We start from the raw sequence: 16,824 nt of genomic DNA, 5'->3' as shown, positions 1-16,824 counted from the left end.
CTCCCCCCGCGCCGCCGGGCCTCACACCCTGCCACCGCCATCGGCCCGCGGGGCCGGTGGCCCGTGCTACGAGGGCTTCGGCCGGCGCCCCCCCGGTTCCGCCGCCCCCCCCCCCCCTCCCCCGGGCCCCGGCGCGTCAGCCGCCCGTCAGCCGCCCGTCAGGCCGGGCTCCCGGTGCGGCCGGGCCGGGTTGGCCGCGGTCGCGTAGAGGACGGAGAGGAGGAACAGCCCCCCGCCCAGGTGCCAGCCCCCGCAGACGGCACTCCAGATCCCGCCCAGGAAGTGCGCCACCGCGACGACGGTCAGGCCGAAGACCACACCGCGCTCCCCGGAGCGCGACCGCCGCACGGACGCGACGACGCCCCACCCGCAGAGCGCCGCCCACACCAGGCCCAGCGCGGGGAAGACCGCGACACCGTAGCGGGAGAAATCGGTCCCGTCGTCGTCCAGGTAGGCCACGCTGCGCATGCTCCACGCCGCGTACGCGATCCAGAGGCTCAGCAGGACCTCGGCGACCAGCGCGACGCGGGCCGTGACGACGGCGAGCCTGGCGCCGTCGAGGCGGGGAACTCTCACGGGATGGTGCGCCCTTTGGGTGCGGGTCGGTGGCTGGAACCCCGAGAGCCTAGTTGATGCCCAAGAATCAGTAAAGACTGATGCGTTAATGAGTAATGCGATTGAGGGCTTTGTATCCGTCGTGTATCAGCGGGCGCTTGATCCGGCGTCGATGTCCTCCGGTGCGGCGGGGGTGTCCGATGTCTGCGGTATCGTCCCTTTCACGTTCCTGCCCCCGCCCCGCCGACCGTCCGTAGAGGAGGCGTCCGTCCCGTGTCCGACGTCCCTCCGGTCCGTGTGTTGCTGGTCGAGGACGACGCGTTGATGCGGCGGGCGTTCACCGTCGCGCTGGAGCGGTACGGGTACGCGATGACGGCCGCGGCGGACGGGCTCACCGGGCTGGAGCTGTTCCGTGAGCGGGAGTTCGACCTGCTGATCCTGGACGTCATGCTGCCCGGCCTGGACGGGATCGGGCTGTGCCGCAGGGTGCGGGAGACGAGCCTGGTGCCCGTGCTGATGATGTCCGCCCGCGGGGACGGGCTCGACGTCGTCGCGGGGCTGGAGGCCGGCGCGGACGACTACGTGGTCAAGCCCGTCGACACGTTCGTGCTGGTCGCGCGCATCCGCTCACTGCTGCGGCGGGCGACGTACGCACCGGCGCCGGGCCCGCGGCCGGAGCGGGCCGGGCCGGCCGCCTCCGACGGCGAGGTGCTCACCTTCGGGGACCTCGCCATCGACACCGCCGGGATGGTCGTGTCCGTCGCCGGGGCTCCCGTGGCGCTGACGCCGACGGAGCTGAAGGTGCTCCTGGAGTTCGCCGCCAGGCCGGGCGTCGTGCTGGAGCGGCACACCCTGCTGCGCGACGTGTGGGACTACGGCTGGGACGGCGACAGCCGGGTCGTCGACCTGTGCGTGCAGCGGCTGCGCCGCAAGCTGGGGCGGGACCGGATCGAGACGGTCCGGGGCTTCGGCTACAAGCTCAGGCGCTGAGCCCGGTGCGAACGCCCGGGCGCCCGCGCCGCACGTCCCTGCGCTGGAAGATCGCCGCGCTGGCCGCCCTCACCGCCTGCCTGGTCGCGGCAGCCGTCGGCGTGCTGGTGCACGTGTGGACGGCGCAGGACATCCGCGACCGTGCCGACGCGCAGGCCTTCAACACCGTCTACTCCGCCATGGACGTCTACCGCCGCACCGGCGCGCTCGCGGACGGCGCCGAGCTCGACCCGGCCGGCCTGCCCGCCGCGCTGCGCGACCCGGTCGACGGGCAGCGGCACACGGCCTACGACGGGAGCGTCCACGGCAACCTCGGCCCGAGCGTCTGGGGCGCCCAGCGCACCGCGGGCCCGGGCAGCCCGGTGCTCGCCGTCCGGGTCAACACGAGCCCCGAACTCCACACCCTGAGCCGCCTCGACGCGACCGTCACGGTCGCCTCGCTGATCGCCCTCGGCGCCGCCGTGCCCGTCGCCGTCTACGGCGCCGGGCTGCTCGGCCGCCGGCTGCGCCGCGTCTCCGAGACCGCGGGCCGCATCACCGCCGGGGACCTCGACGCCCGCACCGGGCCGGCCGGCGGCCGCGACGAGGTGGCCGACATCGCCGCCGCGGTCGACCTCATGGCCGACAGCCTCGGCCGGCGCCTGCGCGCCGAACGGCAGTTCACCGCCGACGTGGCCCACGAGCTGCGCACCCCGGTGGGCGGCCTGCTCGCCGCCGTCGACCTCCTGGCGCCCGGCGAGACCGAGGACCTGCTGCGCGCCCGGGTGCGCGACCTGCGCGGCCTGGTCGAGGACCTCCTGGAGATCTCCCGCCTCGACGCGGGCGCCGAACGCCCCGTCCGCGCCTCGGTGCCGCTCGGCGCCGTCGTCGCGGAGGCGGTGACGCGCACCGGCCTGGACGCCGAAGTCACCGTGGCGGACCGGGAGTTCCGGGTGGAGACCGACCCGCGCCGGCTGGAGCGCATCGTCGGCAACCTCGTCGTCAACGCCCACCGCCACGGCGCCGCCCCCGTGCACGTCCGCGTCGACGGCCGGACGGTCGCCGTGCGCGACCACGGCCCCGGCTACCCGCCGGACCTGCTGCTCCACGGCCCGCGGCGCTTCCACACCGGCGCCCGCGAACGCGGCACCGGCCACGGCCTCGGCCTGACCATCGCCCTCGGCCAGGCCCGGCTCCTCGGCGCCGACCTGCGCCTGGACAACGCCCCGGACGGCGGCGCCCTCGCGACCCTGAGCCTGCCACCGGACTGACGCCCGTCCGACGCGCTACGGAACTGCTACAAACGGGACCGGCCATCGATACACGGCCGCCCAGGGCACCGATACGTTCCCCCGACACCCTCTGAAGTGCACGTCCCCGCACCGAAGAGGAGCCCCCGTGACACCCGATCCGCTCACCCTGCACCATGCGCCCGGCATCGCCGCCGCCACCACCGGCCTGACCAAGGTCTACGGCTCCGGCGACACCCGGGTCACCGCCCTCGACGGCGTCAGCATCGGCTTCCGGGAGGGCGAGTTCACCGCCATCATGGGCCCGTCCGGCTGCGGCAAGTCCACCCTGATGCACTGCGCCGCCGGGCTCGACACCCCCACCTCCGGCTCGGTGCGCATCGGAACCACCGAGCTCGGCCCGCTCGACGACCGGCAGCTCACCCGGCTGCGCCGGGACCGGATCGGCTTCGTCTTCCAGGCGTTCAACCTCCTGCCGACGCTCACCGCGCTGGAGAACATCACGCTGCCGCTGGCCATCGCCGGGCGCCGCCCCGACCAGCGCTGGCTGGACCGGGTGGTCGCCATGGTCGGCCTCGCCGAGCGGCTCGGCCACCGGCCCGCGCAGCTGTCCGGCGGGCAGCAGCAGCGCGTCGCGGTCGCCCGCGCACTGGCCGGGCAGCCCGCCGTGGTGTTCGCGGACGAGCCGACCGGCAACCTCGACTCCCGCGCCGGGACGGAGGTCCTCGGCTTCCTGCGCGACTCCGTCCGCGAACTGGGCCGGACGGTCGTCATGGTGACCCACGACCCGGTCGCCGCCGCCTTCGCCGACCGCGCGGTCTTCCTCGCCGACGGCCGGCTGGTCGACGAGATGGTGCGCCCCACGCCCGACCGCGTGCTGGACGTCATGCAGAGCTTCGACGCGCGCGCCGCCCGCTGACGCCGCCAACCGCCCAGGAAGAAACCCATGTTGACAACAGCTCTGCGCAACGTCCTGGCGCACAAGGCCCGGCTGGCGATGACCGTGCTCGCGGTCTGCCTCGGGGTCGCGTTCGTGTCCGGCACCCTCGTGTTCGCGGACTCCACCACGGCGGCCCACCGCGCCGCCGCCTCGAAGAACTTCGCCGGCGTCGCCCTCACCGTCACCGCCAAGGAACCCCGGCCCGGCGCCGGCGCCGACCAGCCGACCAGTGTGCTCGACGACGCGCTCGTGCGGAAGCTGGGCGACGTGCCCGGCGTGGCCGCCGTCCGGCCGTCCGCCGCCGGCTCGGCCGTCCTGAACGCGGCGGACGGCACCCCGCTGCGGGTCGGCGCGCGCTGGGCCAACCAGGCCGCCGCCTACGTCCCCGGCAAGGACGGGACGGACGGCCGCTACCCGCTGACGGAGGGCCGCGCGCCCCGCGGCGGCGACGAGATCGCCGTGGACCGCGGCACGGCCGCCGCCGGCCGGCTGAGGATCGGCGACCCGGTCACCCTCGCCACCGACGGGCCGGCCATGACCAAGCGCCTCGTCGGCCTCGTCACCACCGACGACACCCGGGTGACGGCCGGCGGCACCCTCGTCCTGTTCGACCGGGCGACGGCCCAGCAGCTGTTCGCCACCCCCGGCCATTACACCGGCATCGACCTCGCCGCCGCGCCCGGCACCGACCAGGTCGACCTCGCCCGCAAGGTCGCCGCCGTGCTCCCCGCCGACCGGGCCGAGGCCACCACCGGCGCCGCCCGGGCCGCCCAGCAGACGATCCTCGTCGACACCCTCACCCGCGGCTACGAGAAGCTGCCGCTGGTCTTCGCCGGCGTCTCGCTCTTCATCGCCTCGTTCCTCATCGTCAACACCTTCACCATGCTCGTCGCCCGCCGCACCCGCGAGATCGCGCTCCTGCGGGCGATCGGCGCGCAGCGCCGCCAGGTGGCGCGGGCCGTCCTGCTGGAGGCCCTCGTGGTCGGGCTCGCCGCGTCGGCGGCCGGGTTCCTGCTGGGCCTCGGCATCGCCGCCGCACTGCCCGGACTCCTCGGCGACGGGCTGCCGCGCGGCCCCCTCGTGATCGGCCCCGCGCCCGTCGCGGCGGCGCTCGCCGTGGGCGTGGGCGTCACCGTGTTCGCCGCGTGGCTGCCGTCCCGCCGGGCGGCGAGGGTCGCGCCGATCGAGGCGCTGCGGACGGCCGAACAGCCGCCGACCGCCCACCGGTTGCGCCTCCGCGCCGTGGCAGGCCTCGTCCTGGTCGCGCTCGCCGCGGCCCTGCTGGTGTCGCTGCGCGGCGCGAAGGACGCCTCGGAGGCGAACCTGCAGAGCGCGATGCTCGGCTGCGCCCTGCTCGTCTGCGGCCTGATAGCGCTCGGGCCGGTGCTCGCCGCCCCGGTGATCCGGACGTTCGGCAGGCTCACCGGCCGCCTCGGCGTCGCCGGGCGCCTCGCCCGGGAGAACGCGCTGCGCGACCCCCGGCGCACCGCCGCGACCGCCGCCACCCTCATGATCGGCACCGCGCTCGTCACCGGCCTCGCCACCATCGGGCACTCCGCCGCGCAGGCCCTCGACCACCGGGCCGCCGCCGGGCTCGCCGCCGACTACGTGATCGGCTCCCGTTCCACCATGGACGGCGTCGACCCGGCCGCCGTCGCACGGATCGCCGCCACCCCGGGCGTGCGGACGGCGAGCGCCGTCACGGACTCCACCCTGGTGGCCGGCGGCACGGTCCTGGAGGTCGCGGGCGTCGACCCCGACACGGCGGGCGGCGTCCTGCGGCTCGACCTGACCGGCGGCTCGCTCCAGGACCTCGGTCCGGGCCGGGTCGCCGTCTCCGCCACCGTCGCCCGCGAACACCACCTCGCCCCGGGCGACCGCCTCGACGCCCGCATGGGCCGCACCCAGGACGCCCGCCCGTACACCGTCGTGGCGGTCTACCGGGACGACCCGACGGCCCGGGACGTGCTCGCCGCGCGCGCGGAGGTGGCGCAGAACAGCTACCTGCCCGGCTCCGTCCAGCGCATCCTCGTCCGCACCGCCGATGGCGCCACCTCCCCGGCCCTCGAACAGCGGCTGCGCACCGCCCTCGGCAACAGCCCGCTGGTGAAGGTGCAGGACCGCGCGCAGCTCGTCCGCGAGGCGGCCGGGGTCATGGGCGACCTGCTGGCCGTCATGTACGGCATGCTCGCCGTCGGCGCGCTGATCGGCGCGCTCGGCATCGTCAACACCCTGGCCGTGTCCGTCGCCGAACGCACCCGCGAGATCGGCGTCCTGCGCGCCGTCGGCCTGGACCGCGCGGGCGTCCGGCGGATGATCCGCCTGGAGGCGGTGACCGTCGCCGCGTACGGCACCCTCCTCGGCCTGGCGGCCGGCCTGGCCGGCGCGTGGGCGGTCGGCCCGCTGGCCACCGGCGCGGTGGAGCACTACACGCTGGCGCTGCCGTGGGGCACGCTGCTCCTGGTGTGCGCGGTCTCGCTCGCGATCGGCGCCCTCGCGGCCGCCGTCCCGGCCCGCCGGGCGGCCGCCCTGGGCCCGCTGGCGGCGGCCGCCGAGGCGTGAGACCCGGGCTGCGCCCGTGCCCCGACGGTGGCGCGACCCGCGGCGGTCTGTGTGGGTGGGGCGGGTCATTCGGATCAGGCCGAGGTCCGCGCCGGGGTGGATCACGCCCCGCCCGCCGGGCCTGCGTCCGGCCGGTTCGTCCGCGCTCCGGCCGGGACGTGGGGCCGTCGCTCGGCATGCCGCCGCTTCCCCGCCCGGGCGCGTCACGCCCCGCCCGCCGGGCCTGCGTCCGGCCGGCCCGGGCGGCACCCGTTCCGCCCGCCCCCACCCCCGTCGGGGGCGGGCGGAAGCCTCAAGCGGCCTCAGAGGCCCAGGAGTTCGGCGAAGGTCCCGCCCAGCACGCGGTCCCGCAGTTCGCCGGGCGGCGTGGCGCGCTCGACCATCGCGCGGGTGACGACCGGGTCGCCGTAGGGTGCGTCCGAGCCGAAGAGCGTCCGGTCGGGCACCTCGCGGATCGCCAGCCGCACGGCGAACACGACGCTCGCCGTGGACAGTTCGAGGTACAGGTTCGGGGTCTCCCGCGCCAGCTCGATCGCCTGCAGCCAGTGGAGTCCGCCGAGCTGGCTGAGCACGAGCGGCACGCGCGGGTGGCGGCGGGCGAGCTCGGCCAGCGTCGCGATGTCGCCGGCGGTGGTCGGTGCGAAGCCGTGGACGACGACCGGCAGCCCGCCGTGGTCGGCGGCGGCGCGCAGCACCGGTTCGACCAGGCCCGCGCCGTCCGGCGGCGGCGTCAGCTCGCCGATGCCCCGGAAGCCGCGTGCGACGACGTCCCGCTGCACCTCCTCGGCGATCCGCTCGGCCGGTACGTCCAACCGCACCTTGCCGAAGCCGATGAACCGGTCCGGGTGCGCCGCGCAGACGGCCGCGAGCTCGTCCACCGCCGCCGCGTGGGCATCCGCCCCGGCCGAGCGGCCGCTGATCGTGTCGTGCAGGACGCTCATCTCCCGCTTGAAGCCGGCCAGGTCGCCGGCCCGCTCCGGGTGCGGCCGGGTGCCGAAGAGCACGGCGCGGTCGACGCCCGCCTCGTCGAGCAGGGCGAGGTGGCCGTCCACCGGGTCGTGGACGTGGCTGTGCGCGTCGATGATCAACGGAATCTCCTGGTCGGTGCCGCTGTGCGGGGACGGGCACTAGTGTTCAACCCTGACACCGTGACAAGGTCAAGCCGGACGGGGGAGCGGGGCACGATGAGGATCGGCGAACTGGCGGGGCTCAGCGGTACGAGCGAGCGCCTGATCCGCTACTACGAGCGGGTCGGCCTGCTCACGTCGACGCGTCTCCCCAACGGCTACCGGGACTTCGAGCCGTCCGCCGAGCGGACCGTGCGCCAGATCCGCGCCCTGCTCGCGGCCGGGCTGCCGACGCGGACGATCCAGCAGCTCCTGCCCTGCGGCGAGCCGGAGGGCCCGCTGCGCGCGTGTCCGGGGGTGCTGCGCAAGCTGCGCACCCAGCTCACCGAACTCGACCGCCGCGCCGATGAGTTGGACCAGGCCCGGCAGGCCCTGCGGCAGGCCATCGCGGCCACCGAGGCGGCCGGCTTGCCCCCGGCGGCCTGAGACGCGGGAGGGGCGTGGCCGACGTCGGCCACGCCCCTGCGGGTCACGGGAATCGGGAGGTGTCAGGGAGCCTTGTTCGCCTCCGGCGCCCGGCGCACGCCGACACCGTGGGAGCCGTCAACGTCCTACGGGCCGGGCCGGCCCGTCGCGAAGCCAACCGGGCTTAGCGAGAAGCCCCCGGCTTCAACCGGGGGAGGAGTCACGTTGCACAGGGCCAGGTTGGTCGGAGGTGTGCTGACGGTGTGTGGCCGTCGAGTCCGCCGGTCGGCGGAGCGCGGGGCCGCTTCCTTAGCGGGACGTTAGATCTGGGCCGCACTCCTTGCCGCCGGTCGCGGCCCGGCTGCACGCTCTGGGGCACCTCACCCGCCCTGGAACACCCGTGGAGCCGCCATGTCGTCGTCCGAGTCATCCGCATCGTCCGTGTCGCCTGGGTCGATCGCCGCCCCTCCGAAACCGTCGCGCGAGGAGCGGGCCCGGCGGCGGCTCGCGCTCGTCGGGGGGTCGCTGGGGAACCTCGTGGAGTGGTACGACTGGTTCGTCTACGCCAGCTTCGCGGTGTACTTCGCCGACGACTTCTTCCCCGGGTCGGACTCCACGGCCAAGCTGATGAACACCGCCGGGATCTTCGCCGTCGGCTTCCTGATGCGGCCGGTCGGCGGCTGGGTGCTCGGGCGGGCGGCCGACCGGTACGGGCGCAAGAGCGCGCTGACCCTGACGGTCACGATGATGTCGGCGGCGGCCGTGCTGATCGCGGTCGCGCCGACGTACGGGCAGGCCGGGTACCTCGGGGCGGCCGTCCTGCTGGTGGCGCGGCTGCTGCAGGGCCTGAGCATCGGCGGCGAGTACGCGGCGAGCGCGACCTACCTGACGGAGGCGTCGGCACCGGACCGTCGGGGGCTCGGGTCGTCGTTCCAGTACGTGTCGATGACGGTCGGCCAGCTGCTGGGCCTCGGCATCCTCATCGTCATGCAACACACGCTCACCGCGAAGGAGTTGCACGCGTGGGGCTGGCGGGTGCCGTTCCTCCTCGGTGCCGTCTTCGCACTCGTGGTGTTCTGGCTGCGCCGCCGGCTGCCGGAGACGGACGCGTTCACCAAGGAGACCGCCGGCCGGGCCGAGGGCGCCCGGGGCACGCTGCGCGGGCTGTGGGAGCACCGCCGCCAGGCCGTCCTGGTCATGGCGCTCACGCTCGGCGGCACCGTCGCCTACTACACGTACACCACGTACCTCACCAAGTACCTGATCGGCAGCGCCGGCCTGCCCAAGAACACCGCGACGCTGGTCAGCTTCACCGCGCTCGCGGTCTTCGCCGCCGTGCAGCCGCTCGCCGGGCTGCTCTCCGACCGGATCGGGCGCCGCCCGCTGCTGATCACCTTCGCGATCGGCTGCACCGTGGGCACCTACCCGCTCATGTCCGCGCTGGGTTCGGCCTCCTCGTACTGGTCCGCGCTCGGTCTGTCCGTGGTGGCCCTGCTGATCGTCACCGGCTACACGTCGATCAACGCGGCCGTGAAGGCGGAGCTGTTCCCGACCCGCATCCGCGCCCTCGGCGTGGCCCTCCCGTACGCGCTCGCCAACGCGCTCTTCGGCGGCACGGCCGAGTACGTGGCGCTCTGGTTCAAGAACGCCGGCCACGAGTCCGGGTTCTTCTGGTACGTCTCGGCCTGCGCGCTGGTGTCGCTCGTCACGTACCTCTTCATGCCCGACACCCGCGACGCCGAGCTCGACCCGGCCGGGACCCCCGAGGCGGGTGCGGTGGCGCAGGCCGTACGGTAGTCACCTCACAGGTGGGGAGGGCCGCGTGCACGTGCTTCTCGTCGAGGACGACGACCGCATGGCCCAGGCCCTCGCCACCGCCCTCGCCCGCCGCGGCCACACCGTGCGCCGGGTGGTGCGCGCCGCCGAGGCGCTGCGGCACGTGCGGGAGGCCGGGTTCGTCCTGCTCGACCTCGGCCTGCCCGACCTGGACGGCCTCGACCTGCTGCGCAAGCTGCGCACGGTCTGCCAGGTGCCGCTGATCGTCGTCACCGCCCGCAGCGAGGAGCGCGACATCGTCCAGGGGCTGCGGGCGGGGGCCGACGACTACGTGATCAAGCCGTTCCGGATGGCCGAACTCATCGCCCGCGTCGACACCGTGCGCCGCCGGCTCGGACGGCCCGCGCCCCCGGACGGCACCGGCACCGGCACCGGCGACGGACGGCAGGTGCGCACCGGCGACGTCGCGGTCGACCTCGCCGGCCGGACGGTCACCGTCGGCGGCGCCGAAGTCCGGCTCACCCGGCGCGAGTTCGACGTCCTCGCACTGCTCGCCGCGCAGCCCGGCGACGTCCGCTCGCGCGAGGAGATCCTCGACCGCATCTGGGGCGACGCGTTCCTCGGCTCCTCGCGCTCCCTCGACGTCCACGTCGCCGGGATCCGCGCCAAGACCGGGCGCGCCGGACTCGTCCGCACGATCCGCGGGTACGGCTACCAGCTCGGCGACCTGGGGCGGGAGCGCGGTACCGGATGAGGCGCCGCCTGCTGGCCGTCCTGACCGCGCTCATCGGGACCGCCGTGCTGCTCCTCTCGCTGCCCCTGGCCGACTCCTACGCCCGCGGCCGGACGGAACACCTCCTCCTCCAGCGCCGCGCCGACGCCGTCCGCTTCGCCGACCTCGCCAACCGGATCCGCACCGACGCCGACCGCCGCGAACTCACCGCCGAACTCACCCGCTACGCCGAGCTCTACGGCGCCGCCGTGACCGTCGTCGACCCCTCCGGCGGGGTCCTCGGCCGGGCCGGGGCTACCCCCACGGACGCCATCGCGGAGGACGCCCGCAGCCGGGCCCTCACCGGCCGCTCCACCGAGATGCTGCCCACGATCCTCCCCTGGGGGCCGGACACCGTCCTCCTCGCCGAACCCGTGGGCCAGGACGAACGCGTCAACGGCGCCGTCCTGTTGACCGTCCCCACCGCCGCCGCGCGCCACGACGTCCTCGTCCGCTGGGCGCTCATCGCCGCGGGCGCCGTCACCGCGTTCGTCGCCGCCGCCCTCGTCGCGGCGGGGCTGGCCCGCTGGCTGCTGCGGCCCGTCGACGAACTCGACCGCGCGGTGGCCCGGTTGGCGGACGGACGGCTGGAGGCGCGGGCGGTGTCGGACGGCGGCCCGCCGGAACTGCGCAGGCTGCGGCGGCACTTCAACGGCATGGCGCAGGCCGTCGCCGACGCGCTGCGCCGCCAGCGCGACTTCGTCGCCGACGCCTCCCACCAACTCCGCAACCCGCTGGCCACCCTGGTCCTGCAACTGGAGAACGCCGAACCGCACGTACCGCCCGGCCCCGGCCTCGCCGCGCACGCCCTGGCCCTGGACGAGGCCGACCGGCTGGCCGAACTCCTGGACGGGCTACTGGCGTTGGCGAGGATGGAGTCCGCGTCCGAGCCGCTCGCGGAACACGACGTGTCGGCGGCCGTCCGCGACCGGGTGGCCGCCTGGGCGCCCGTGTTCCGCGCCGGCGGCCAGGAGCTGACGGCGGACGTCACCCCCGGCCTGCGTGCCCTCGCGCTGCCCGACGCGGCCGGACGGGTGCTGGACGCGCTGCTCGACAACGCGGGCAAGTTCGTCCCGGAGGGGGAGCGGATCCACGTCACGGCCGAGGCCGCGCCCGACGGCGGCGGCACTGTCGTCGTCGTCCGGGTGGCCGACACGGGCCCGGGCGTATCTGCCGAGCAACTCCCGCTACTGCTTAGGCGGTTCAGCAGAGCCCCCGAGCACCAGAACGTCCCCGGCACGGGCCTCGGCCTGGCCATAGCCGATGAGCTGGCGCGAGCGTGCGACGGCATCCTGAGCGTCACTGCGGCGAGCCCGCACGGACTGACCGTCGAGCTCCGGCTCCCGGGGGCGGACGGGCGGAGCCCGAGCCAGGGGTCGGCCGAGCGGCCGTGAGCGCCGGCGGCCCGGGCCCCTCGGGTTCAATCCGTACCCCGCTGGTTGTACCAGCGGGGTACGGTCGAGATATGGCTGATGCGACGATCAAGGTTTCCCCTGAAACGCGTGACCGGCTGGCCGCTCTCGCGGCGGCCCGCGGCACCACGATCGGCGCCCAGGTCGCTCTGCTGGTGGAGGCACAGCCCACCGCGGAGCAGATCGCGGAGCGCGTGGCCGAGGGGCGCCGGCTGCTGCGGGAGCACTTCGGGATGACCCTCGCCGACAAGGAATTGGACGAGGGCCCCAACCTGCTGCAAAGGGTCTACGACATCGCCGCCGCCGACGCCCGTGCCAAGGTCGCCCCGAGGCGTGGCGCGTGATCATTCTGGATTCCTGGACGCGACGACCGCCGTCCTGGTGGCGAACATGGTCCGCGACGGCTACGGCGGCCCGGATGTCGCCCATGCGATCTCGACGAGCCTGCCCACGCCGGTGCGTCCGCTGCAGCACCTGATCCTGACGGCCTGTCCGGAACTGTATCCGCCCGGGATCTCCACCGTCGACATCGACGATCCCCGCCTGGAGCCGTGAGCAACGGCAGCGTTGACGGAAAGCTCAGCCGTAGACCGACCGGTAGTACGCCGCCGCCCCCGGGTGCAGCGGCACCGCCCCGGTGGAGACGGCGAACCGCGGCTCCAGCCGGGCCCCCGCCGTCACGGCGCGCAGCAGCGTGGCCCACCGGTCGAACAGGATCCGCAGCAGCTCGCGCACGGCGTCCTCCGGCACACCCGGGCGGGCCGTCAGGTAGTTGCCGACTCCGACGGTGCCGATCGGGCTCCGCAGGCCGTACGCCCCGGCCGGGAGCGTGACCGCCGAGTACACCGGGCCGTACCGCTCGCGCAGGGTCCCGGCGACGTCGTCCAGCGGCACGAACCGCACCGGCAGCTGCGCCGAGAGCCCGGCCACGGCGGGCGTCGGCACACCGCCGGACCAGAACACCGCGTCCACCTCGCCCGCCCGCAGCGCCGCCAGCGACTCGGCCAGCCCGAGCGTCTCCTCCTGCACCGGCGCGGCGCCGCCGGTGAGCGCGGCCTGCTGGAGCAGCCGCTTGGCCGTCACCTGGAGCCCGGAGCCCGCCGCACCGGTCGCGACGCGCCGCCCGGCGAGGTCGGCGAGTTCGTGCACCGGCCCGTCGGCGGGCGCGATGAGGTGGATGTAGTTGACGTAGACCCGCGCGAGCGCCGTCACGGCGAGTGGCCGGGCGAAGGTGTCGCGGCCGAGCACCGCGTCCTCGGCGGCGTCCGCGGTGGCGAGCGCGAGGTCGACGGACCCGCCGTCGAGCCGCCGCAGGTTGTCCACGCTGGCCGCGGTGCTCACGGGGGTGACGGACAGCCGCCGGCGGCCGGCCGCCACGGCGTCGGCGAAGGAGCGTCCGAAGGCGTTGTACGGCCCGCCCTCGGGCCCGCTCGCCAGCCGTAGCGACCCCGTCGGCCCGCCCCCGTCCGAGCACCCGGCGAGGACGGCGGCGGCCCCGCCGAGCAGCGCGGCCCGGCGGGTGACGGGCGCTCCGCCGATCAAAGCGTCACGAAGGCGTAGCCCTTGGCCTTGAGCGCCGGCAGCACCGAGCGCAGGGCGTCGAGCGTCTGCGAGCGGTCGCCGCCGCCGTCGTGGCAGAGCAGGATGTCGCCGGGCTTGGCGGCCAGCAGCTTCTCGGTGATCTTGTTGACGCCGGGCCGGGCCCAGTCCCGCGGGTCGACGTCCCAGTCGATCGGGGTCAGGCCGAGGCGCGCGGCCTCCTGGAAGACCGTCGGGGACCAGTCGCCGCCGGGCGAGCGGAACAGCGTCGGCACGGGGGCCCCGGCGTCGACGACGACGGACTGCGTGTCGGTGAGCTGCTGCCGGATCTGCGCGGCGCTGCGGTGCGAGAACGGCTGGGGGTGCGTCATGGTGTGGTTGGCCAGCACGTGGCCGTCCGCGGCGATCTGCCGGATGACGTCCTTGTTGGCGTGCGCCTCGCTGCCGACCACGGAGAACGTGGCGCGGATGTCGTACTTGCGCAGCAGCTGCAGCACCTGCGGGGTGTAGAGCCGGCTCGGGCCGTCGTCGATGGTCAGGGCGACGGCGTTGGACGGCGCGGTGGGCAGCAGGTCGTGGACCTTGAAGACCGGCTTGCCGCGCACCCCGACGGGGGTGGCCGACGGCACCGGCAGCCCGGGGACGGCGGGCGGGTCGGTCGGCGCGGCGGGGGAGAAGGAGTCGTTCGGCGAGTCCCCGTCGGCGCTGTCGGCGCTCGCGGACCCGGAACTGCTGCACCCGGTCAGCGCGCCGCCGGCCCCGAGCACGGCGGCGCCCGTCGCCGCCCACGTCAGCAACTGCCGCCGCGCCACCGCCCGTTCGTCGTCCGCCCGGTCAGGTCGCCGCATTCCCATGAGCCGTCTCCCCCGTGTCCTATTGCCGGTCCTGCCCCTCGGACGCGGTGGCGGCCCGGTCCGGTTGCCGTGATCACCGTTCTGAGGGTTCGCGGGCAGCAGCGTACTCCCGGGGATCACCGGAAGTCGGCGGGCCCGACTTCTCGTTCACCTCGCTCACCCCGCTTGCCTCGCTCACCTCGCTCACCCCGCTCACCTCGTGAAGGCCTCCGCGACCGGTTCCGTACGGGCCGCCTGGTCCAGGTTCTGCTCCACCCAGCTGCGCAGGTGGTTCAGCGGGACCGCGGCGCTGCGCCCGAGCTCGGTGAGGGAGTATTCGACGTGCAGCGGGACCGCCGGGTAGACGGTGCGGTCGAGGATGCCGAAGTCCTCCAGGCGGCGCAGCGTCTGGGTCAGCACCTTCGGGCTGATGCCGCCGAGCCGGCGCTGGAGCGCGCCGAAGCGCTGCGGACCCTCTTCCAGGGCGCCGATGGCGAGCGCGGACCACTTGTTGGCCAGCAGGTCGAGCAGGGGGCGGCAGGGGCACTGGGCGGTGTAGACGTCGTGGTGGTCGTGCTGGCCGCTGGGGCAGCTGGTCGCCATGCTTCTTACTCTCCTCAGCAGGATGCTTTCCAAAAGGAAGTAGTGTCCCTTGAAGGTAACCACATCCCTGCGGATAGCGTCGCCGACGTCAGGGGGAGGCCCGCGAGAGCCTCTCCGGAAGCGCCTTTCGCAGGAGATGACACATGTCCACGGACACGATGCGCGCGATGGTCCAGAACGGCTTCGGCGGCCCGGAGGTGCTGCGGGTCGAGCGGGTGCCGCGCCCGGTGCCGCTGCCCACCGAGGTACTGGTGCGGGTGCACGCCGCCGGGGTCAACCCGGTGGACTGGAAGACCCGTGCCGGTTCGGGCATGGCCGGCCTGCTGGGCGAGGGCCCGTTCACCCTCGGTTGGGACGTGTCCGGCGTGGTCGAGGAGGTCGGCTTCGGCGTGACCACGCTGAAGCCCGGTGACGAGGTCTACGGCATGCCGTGGTTCCCCCGCCTCGCGGGTGGCTACTCCGAGTACGTGACCGCCCCGGCCCGGCAGTTCGCCCGCAAGCCCGCCGCCCTCGACCACGTGCACGCCGCCGCCGTGCCGCTGGCCGCGCTGACGGCCTGGCAGGCCGTCGTCGACACCGCCCACGTCCAGGCCGGGCAGCGGGTCCTGATCACCGCCGCCGCCGGGGGCGTCGGCCACTTCGCCGTCCAGTTCGCCCGGCACCTGGGCGCCCACGTGATCGCCACCGCGAGCGCCGCCCGCCACCCCTGGCTCAAGGAACTCGGCGCGGACGAGACCGTCGACTACACCACGACCCGCTTCGAGGAGGTCGTCGCCGACGTCGACGTCGTCATCGAGCTGGTGGGCGACGCCCACGACGACAGCAGCACTCGTTCGCTGAAGGTCCTGCGCCCCGGCGGCCTGCTGGTCACCATCCCGGCCGGCGTCTCCCCGGAGCTGGCCGCCGCGGCCGAGGCGGCCGGCGTGCGCGTGACCCCGTTCCTGGTCGAGCCGGACGGTACGGCGCTGACCGCGATCGCCGGCCTGATCGACGCCGGCGAGGTCGCCGTCGAGGTGGCGAAGACCTTCCCGCTGGAAGAGGCCGGCGCGGCCCACACCTTCGGCGAGACCGGCCGCACCCGCGGCAAGATCGTCCTGACCGTCACCGAAGGAGCGGCCTCGTGAGGACCGACACGTCCGCGAACACCACGCCCGTCCAGGCGGTGAGCCGGACCGCCGCCGCCGAGCTGATCGCGGCCGTGCGCGCGGCCGCCGACCGGATCGGCTTCCCGGCGGCCGTCGCCGTCGTCGACCCGGGCGGGCACCTGAAGGCCTTCGACCGCGCCGACGGGGCGCCCTTCCTCACCGCCGAGGTGGCCGTCGACAAGGCGTGGACGGCGGCTTCGTTCGGGATCCCCACCCACGCGTGGAACGGCTACCTGGCCGATCCGCAGGTCACGCCGCTGGCCGGGCACCCGCGGCTGATGGCGGTGGGCGGCGGCTACCCGGTCCTCGCGGACGGCCGGTGCGTCGGAGGCCTCGGTGTCTCCGGCGGCAGCTACGAGCAGGACCGGGAGGCCGCCGAGGAGGCGCTGGCCGCGCTCGGGTTCGACCTGCCCGCCGACCGGTAGGGGCCGTCCCACCGCCGGACGCGGCACGGGCACCCCGCCCCGGCGACGGTCAGGGGTCAGGGGTTGTTGAGCGCGTACGAGCGGAAGGTCGCGAGCAGCGGCAGGACCTCGGTCTTGTTCGGGTCCTCCGTGACCGCCCGCATCGCGTCGATCACCACGTGGGCGATGGCCTTCGTCACGACCAGGTCGTCCGGCGGGGCCACCGCGCCCCACACCTTCAGCGCCCGGGTGAGCAGTGCGCTCATCCGGGCGCCGATGTTGGCGCTCACGGCGTCCGACAGCTCGGCGATCTCCTCGTCGCTCATCGTCGAGCGCAGGCCGAAGGCGAGCGCCATGAGCGTGTCCATCGCGTGCTCGCCGTACGCGGCCACCAGTGCCGGGAGGGTCTGCTCGTCCGGCCCGCCCGCGGAGAGGGCGGACAGGGCCTCGTCGTCGTCCTTCCACGCCGCCTCCAGGGCGGCCAAGGCTCGGAGAGCCTCGTCTACCGTCAGCCCGTCTGTCATGGGGAGAA

Annotated in this window: 18 protein-coding genes; 12 read left to right on the top strand and 6 right to left on the bottom strand. The window is 75.0% G+C overall.

Features of this window, described 5'->3' with window-relative positions; all coding sequences use genetic code 11:
- Positions 1–147 precede the first annotated feature (147 nt).
- Positions 148–576, bottom strand: a complete 429-nt coding sequence (locus ACFV4G_RS33040; RefSeq protein WP_380445856.1) for a hypothetical protein — start codon at positions 574–576, stop codon at positions 148–150.
- Between the two features lie 252 nt (positions 577–828).
- Here ACFV4G_RS33040 and cseB point away from each other — a divergent pair, with 252 nt between their 5' ends.
- The 4 genes from cseB (at position 829) to ACFV4G_RS33020 (ending at position 6,276) form a co-directional block, all read left to right on the top strand.
- On the top strand, positions 829–1,545 hold the full coding sequence (cseB, locus tag ACFV4G_RS33035; RefSeq protein ID WP_380445855.1) for a two-component system response regulator CseB: 717 nt from the start codon (positions 829–831) through the stop codon (positions 1,543–1,545).
- A gap of 5 nt (positions 1,546–1,550) precedes the next feature.
- Positions 1,551–2,795, top strand: coding sequence for a sensor histidine kinase (locus ACFV4G_RS33030; protein ID WP_380445854.1), 1,245 nt, complete (start codon positions 1,551–1,553; stop codon positions 2,793–2,795).
- Between the two features lie 148 nt (positions 2,796–2,943).
- Positions 2,944–3,693 (top strand): ABC transporter ATP-binding protein, encoded by a 750-nt coding sequence (locus tag ACFV4G_RS33025; RefSeq protein ID WP_380445860.1) that lies wholly within the window; start codon positions 2,944–2,946, stop codon positions 3,691–3,693.
- Between the two features lie 27 nt (positions 3,694–3,720).
- The gene (locus ACFV4G_RS33020) at positions 3,721–6,276 is read left to right on the top strand and encodes an ABC transporter permease (RefSeq protein ID WP_380445853.1); all 2,556 of its coding nucleotides are present in this window, start codon (positions 3,721–3,723) and stop codon (positions 6,274–6,276) included.
- A 302-nt stretch (positions 6,277–6,578) separates the two neighbouring features.
- Here ACFV4G_RS33020 and ACFV4G_RS33015 read toward each other — a convergent pair whose 3' ends face one another.
- Positions 6,579–7,364, bottom strand: coding sequence for an amidohydrolase family protein (locus ACFV4G_RS33015; protein ID WP_380445852.1), 786 nt, complete (start codon positions 7,362–7,364; stop codon positions 6,579–6,581).
- A 96-nt stretch (positions 7,365–7,460) separates the two neighbouring features.
- Between ACFV4G_RS33015 and ACFV4G_RS33010 the strand changes: the two genes are divergently transcribed.
- The 6 genes from ACFV4G_RS33010 to ACFV4G_RS32985 all read left to right on the top strand — a co-directional run bounded on the left by ACFV4G_RS33010 (position 7,461) and on the right by ACFV4G_RS32985 (position 12,323).
- Positions 7,461–7,829 carry a MerR family transcriptional regulator gene (locus tag ACFV4G_RS33010; RefSeq protein WP_380445851.1) on the top strand — a complete coding sequence of 123 codons (369 nt, stop codon included), beginning with the start codon at positions 7,461–7,463 and terminating at the stop codon, positions 7,827–7,829.
- 420 nt (positions 7,830–8,249) lie between these two features.
- Entirely contained in the window at positions 8,250–9,605 is a 1,356-nt protein-coding gene (locus tag ACFV4G_RS33005) for an MFS transporter (RefSeq protein ID WP_380445859.1), read from the top strand.
- A 25-nt stretch (positions 9,606–9,630) separates the two neighbouring features.
- Entirely contained in the window at positions 9,631–10,338 is a 708-nt protein-coding gene (locus ACFV4G_RS33000; protein ID WP_380445850.1) for a response regulator transcription factor, read from the top strand.
- Entirely contained in the window at positions 10,335–11,750 is a 1,416-nt protein-coding gene (locus tag ACFV4G_RS32995) for an ATP-binding protein (RefSeq protein WP_380445849.1), read from the top strand. Before ACFV4G_RS33000 ends, ACFV4G_RS32995 begins: the two co-directional genes overlap by 4 nt.
- Positions 11,751–11,821: 71 nt before the next feature.
- A complete protein-coding gene (locus tag ACFV4G_RS32990) occupies positions 11,822–12,112 on the top strand; it encodes a hypothetical protein (RefSeq protein WP_380445848.1) in 291 nt (96 codons plus the stop codon).
- Complete coding sequence (locus ACFV4G_RS32985) at positions 12,102–12,323, top strand: hypothetical protein (RefSeq protein ID WP_380445847.1); 222 nt, start codon at positions 12,102–12,104, stop codon at positions 12,321–12,323. Before ACFV4G_RS32990 ends, ACFV4G_RS32985 begins: the two co-directional genes overlap by 11 nt.
- 24 nt (positions 12,324–12,347) lie before the next feature.
- Here the strand turns inward: ACFV4G_RS32985 and ACFV4G_RS32980 are convergent, their stop codons facing one another.
- The 3 genes from ACFV4G_RS32980 to ACFV4G_RS32970 all read right to left on the bottom strand — a co-directional run bounded on the left by ACFV4G_RS32980 (position 12,348) and on the right by ACFV4G_RS32970 (position 14,743).
- Entirely contained in the window at positions 12,348–13,310 is a 963-nt protein-coding gene (locus ACFV4G_RS32980; RefSeq protein WP_380445846.1) for a TAXI family TRAP transporter solute-binding subunit, read from the bottom strand.
- Complete coding sequence (locus ACFV4G_RS32975) at positions 13,307–14,161, bottom strand: polysaccharide deacetylase family protein (RefSeq protein ID WP_380445845.1); 855 nt, start codon at positions 14,159–14,161, stop codon at positions 13,307–13,309. Before ACFV4G_RS32975 ends, ACFV4G_RS32980 begins: the two co-directional genes overlap by 4 nt.
- Positions 14,162–14,353: 192 nt before the next feature.
- Complete coding sequence (locus ACFV4G_RS32970; protein WP_380445844.1) at positions 14,354–14,743, bottom strand: winged helix-turn-helix transcriptional regulator; 390 nt, start codon at positions 14,741–14,743, stop codon at positions 14,354–14,356.
- Positions 14,744–14,886: 143 nt separating this feature from the next.
- Here ACFV4G_RS32970 and ACFV4G_RS32965 point away from each other — a divergent pair, with 143 nt between their 5' ends.
- Positions 14,887–15,867 carry an NADP-dependent oxidoreductase gene (locus ACFV4G_RS32965; RefSeq protein ID WP_380445843.1) on the top strand — a complete coding sequence of 327 codons (981 nt, stop codon included), beginning with the start codon at positions 14,887–14,889 and terminating at the stop codon, positions 15,865–15,867.
- Positions 15,864–16,313 (top strand): heme-binding protein, encoded by a 450-nt coding sequence (locus tag ACFV4G_RS32960; protein WP_380445842.1) that lies wholly within the window; start codon positions 15,864–15,866, stop codon positions 16,311–16,313. Before ACFV4G_RS32965 ends, ACFV4G_RS32960 begins: the two co-directional genes overlap by 4 nt.
- Positions 16,314–16,369: 56 nt before the next feature.
- On the opposite strand, the gene ACFV4G_RS32955 is transcribed toward ACFV4G_RS32960, so the two are convergent.
- The gene (locus tag ACFV4G_RS32955) at positions 16,370–16,816 is read right to left on the bottom strand and encodes a hypothetical protein (protein WP_380445841.1); all 447 of its coding nucleotides are present in this window, start codon (positions 16,814–16,816) and stop codon (positions 16,370–16,372) included.
- Between the last annotated feature and the right edge of the window lie 8 nt (positions 16,817–16,824).

The sequence above is a fragment of the Kitasatospora sp. NPDC059747 genome (assembly GCF_042732955.1).
In the GTDB taxonomy this organism is placed as follows: domain Bacteria; phylum Actinomycetota; class Actinomycetes; order Streptomycetales; family Streptomycetaceae; genus Kitasatospora.
The sequence above is the reverse complement of the archived record's forward strand: the minus strand, read 5'-3'. Positions and strand labels throughout refer to the sequence as shown.

Excerpts from the sequence above, each read along its gene's own strand:
- ACFV4G_RS33020 (WP_380445853.1), top strand. The coding sequence starts at position 3,721 with ATGTTGACAACAGCTCTGCGCAACGTCCTGGCGCACAAGGCCCGGCTG.
- ACFV4G_RS33010 (WP_380445851.1), top strand. The coding sequence starts at position 7,461 with ATGAGGATCGGCGAACTGGCGGGGCTCAGCGGTACGAGCGAGCGCCTG.
- ACFV4G_RS32995 (WP_380445849.1), top strand. The coding sequence starts at position 10,335 with ATGAGGCGCCGCCTGCTGGCCGTCCTGACCGCGCTCATCGGGACCGCC.
- ACFV4G_RS32990 (WP_380445848.1), top strand. The coding sequence starts at position 11,822 with ATGGCTGATGCGACGATCAAGGTTTCCCCTGAAACGCGTGACCGGCTG.
- ACFV4G_RS32975 (WP_380445845.1), bottom strand. The coding sequence starts at position 14,161 with ATGGGAATGCGGCGACCTGACCGGGCGGACGACGAACGGGCGGTGGCG.
- ACFV4G_RS32970 (WP_380445844.1), bottom strand. The coding sequence starts at position 14,743 with ATGGCGACCAGCTGCCCCAGCGGCCAGCACGACCACCACGACGTCTAC.
- ACFV4G_RS32965 (WP_380445843.1), top strand. The coding sequence starts at position 14,887 with ATGTCCACGGACACGATGCGCGCGATGGTCCAGAACGGCTTCGGCGGC.
- ACFV4G_RS32955 (WP_380445841.1), bottom strand. The coding sequence starts at position 16,816 with ATGACAGACGGGCTGACGGTAGACGAGGCTCTCCGAGCCTTGGCCGCC.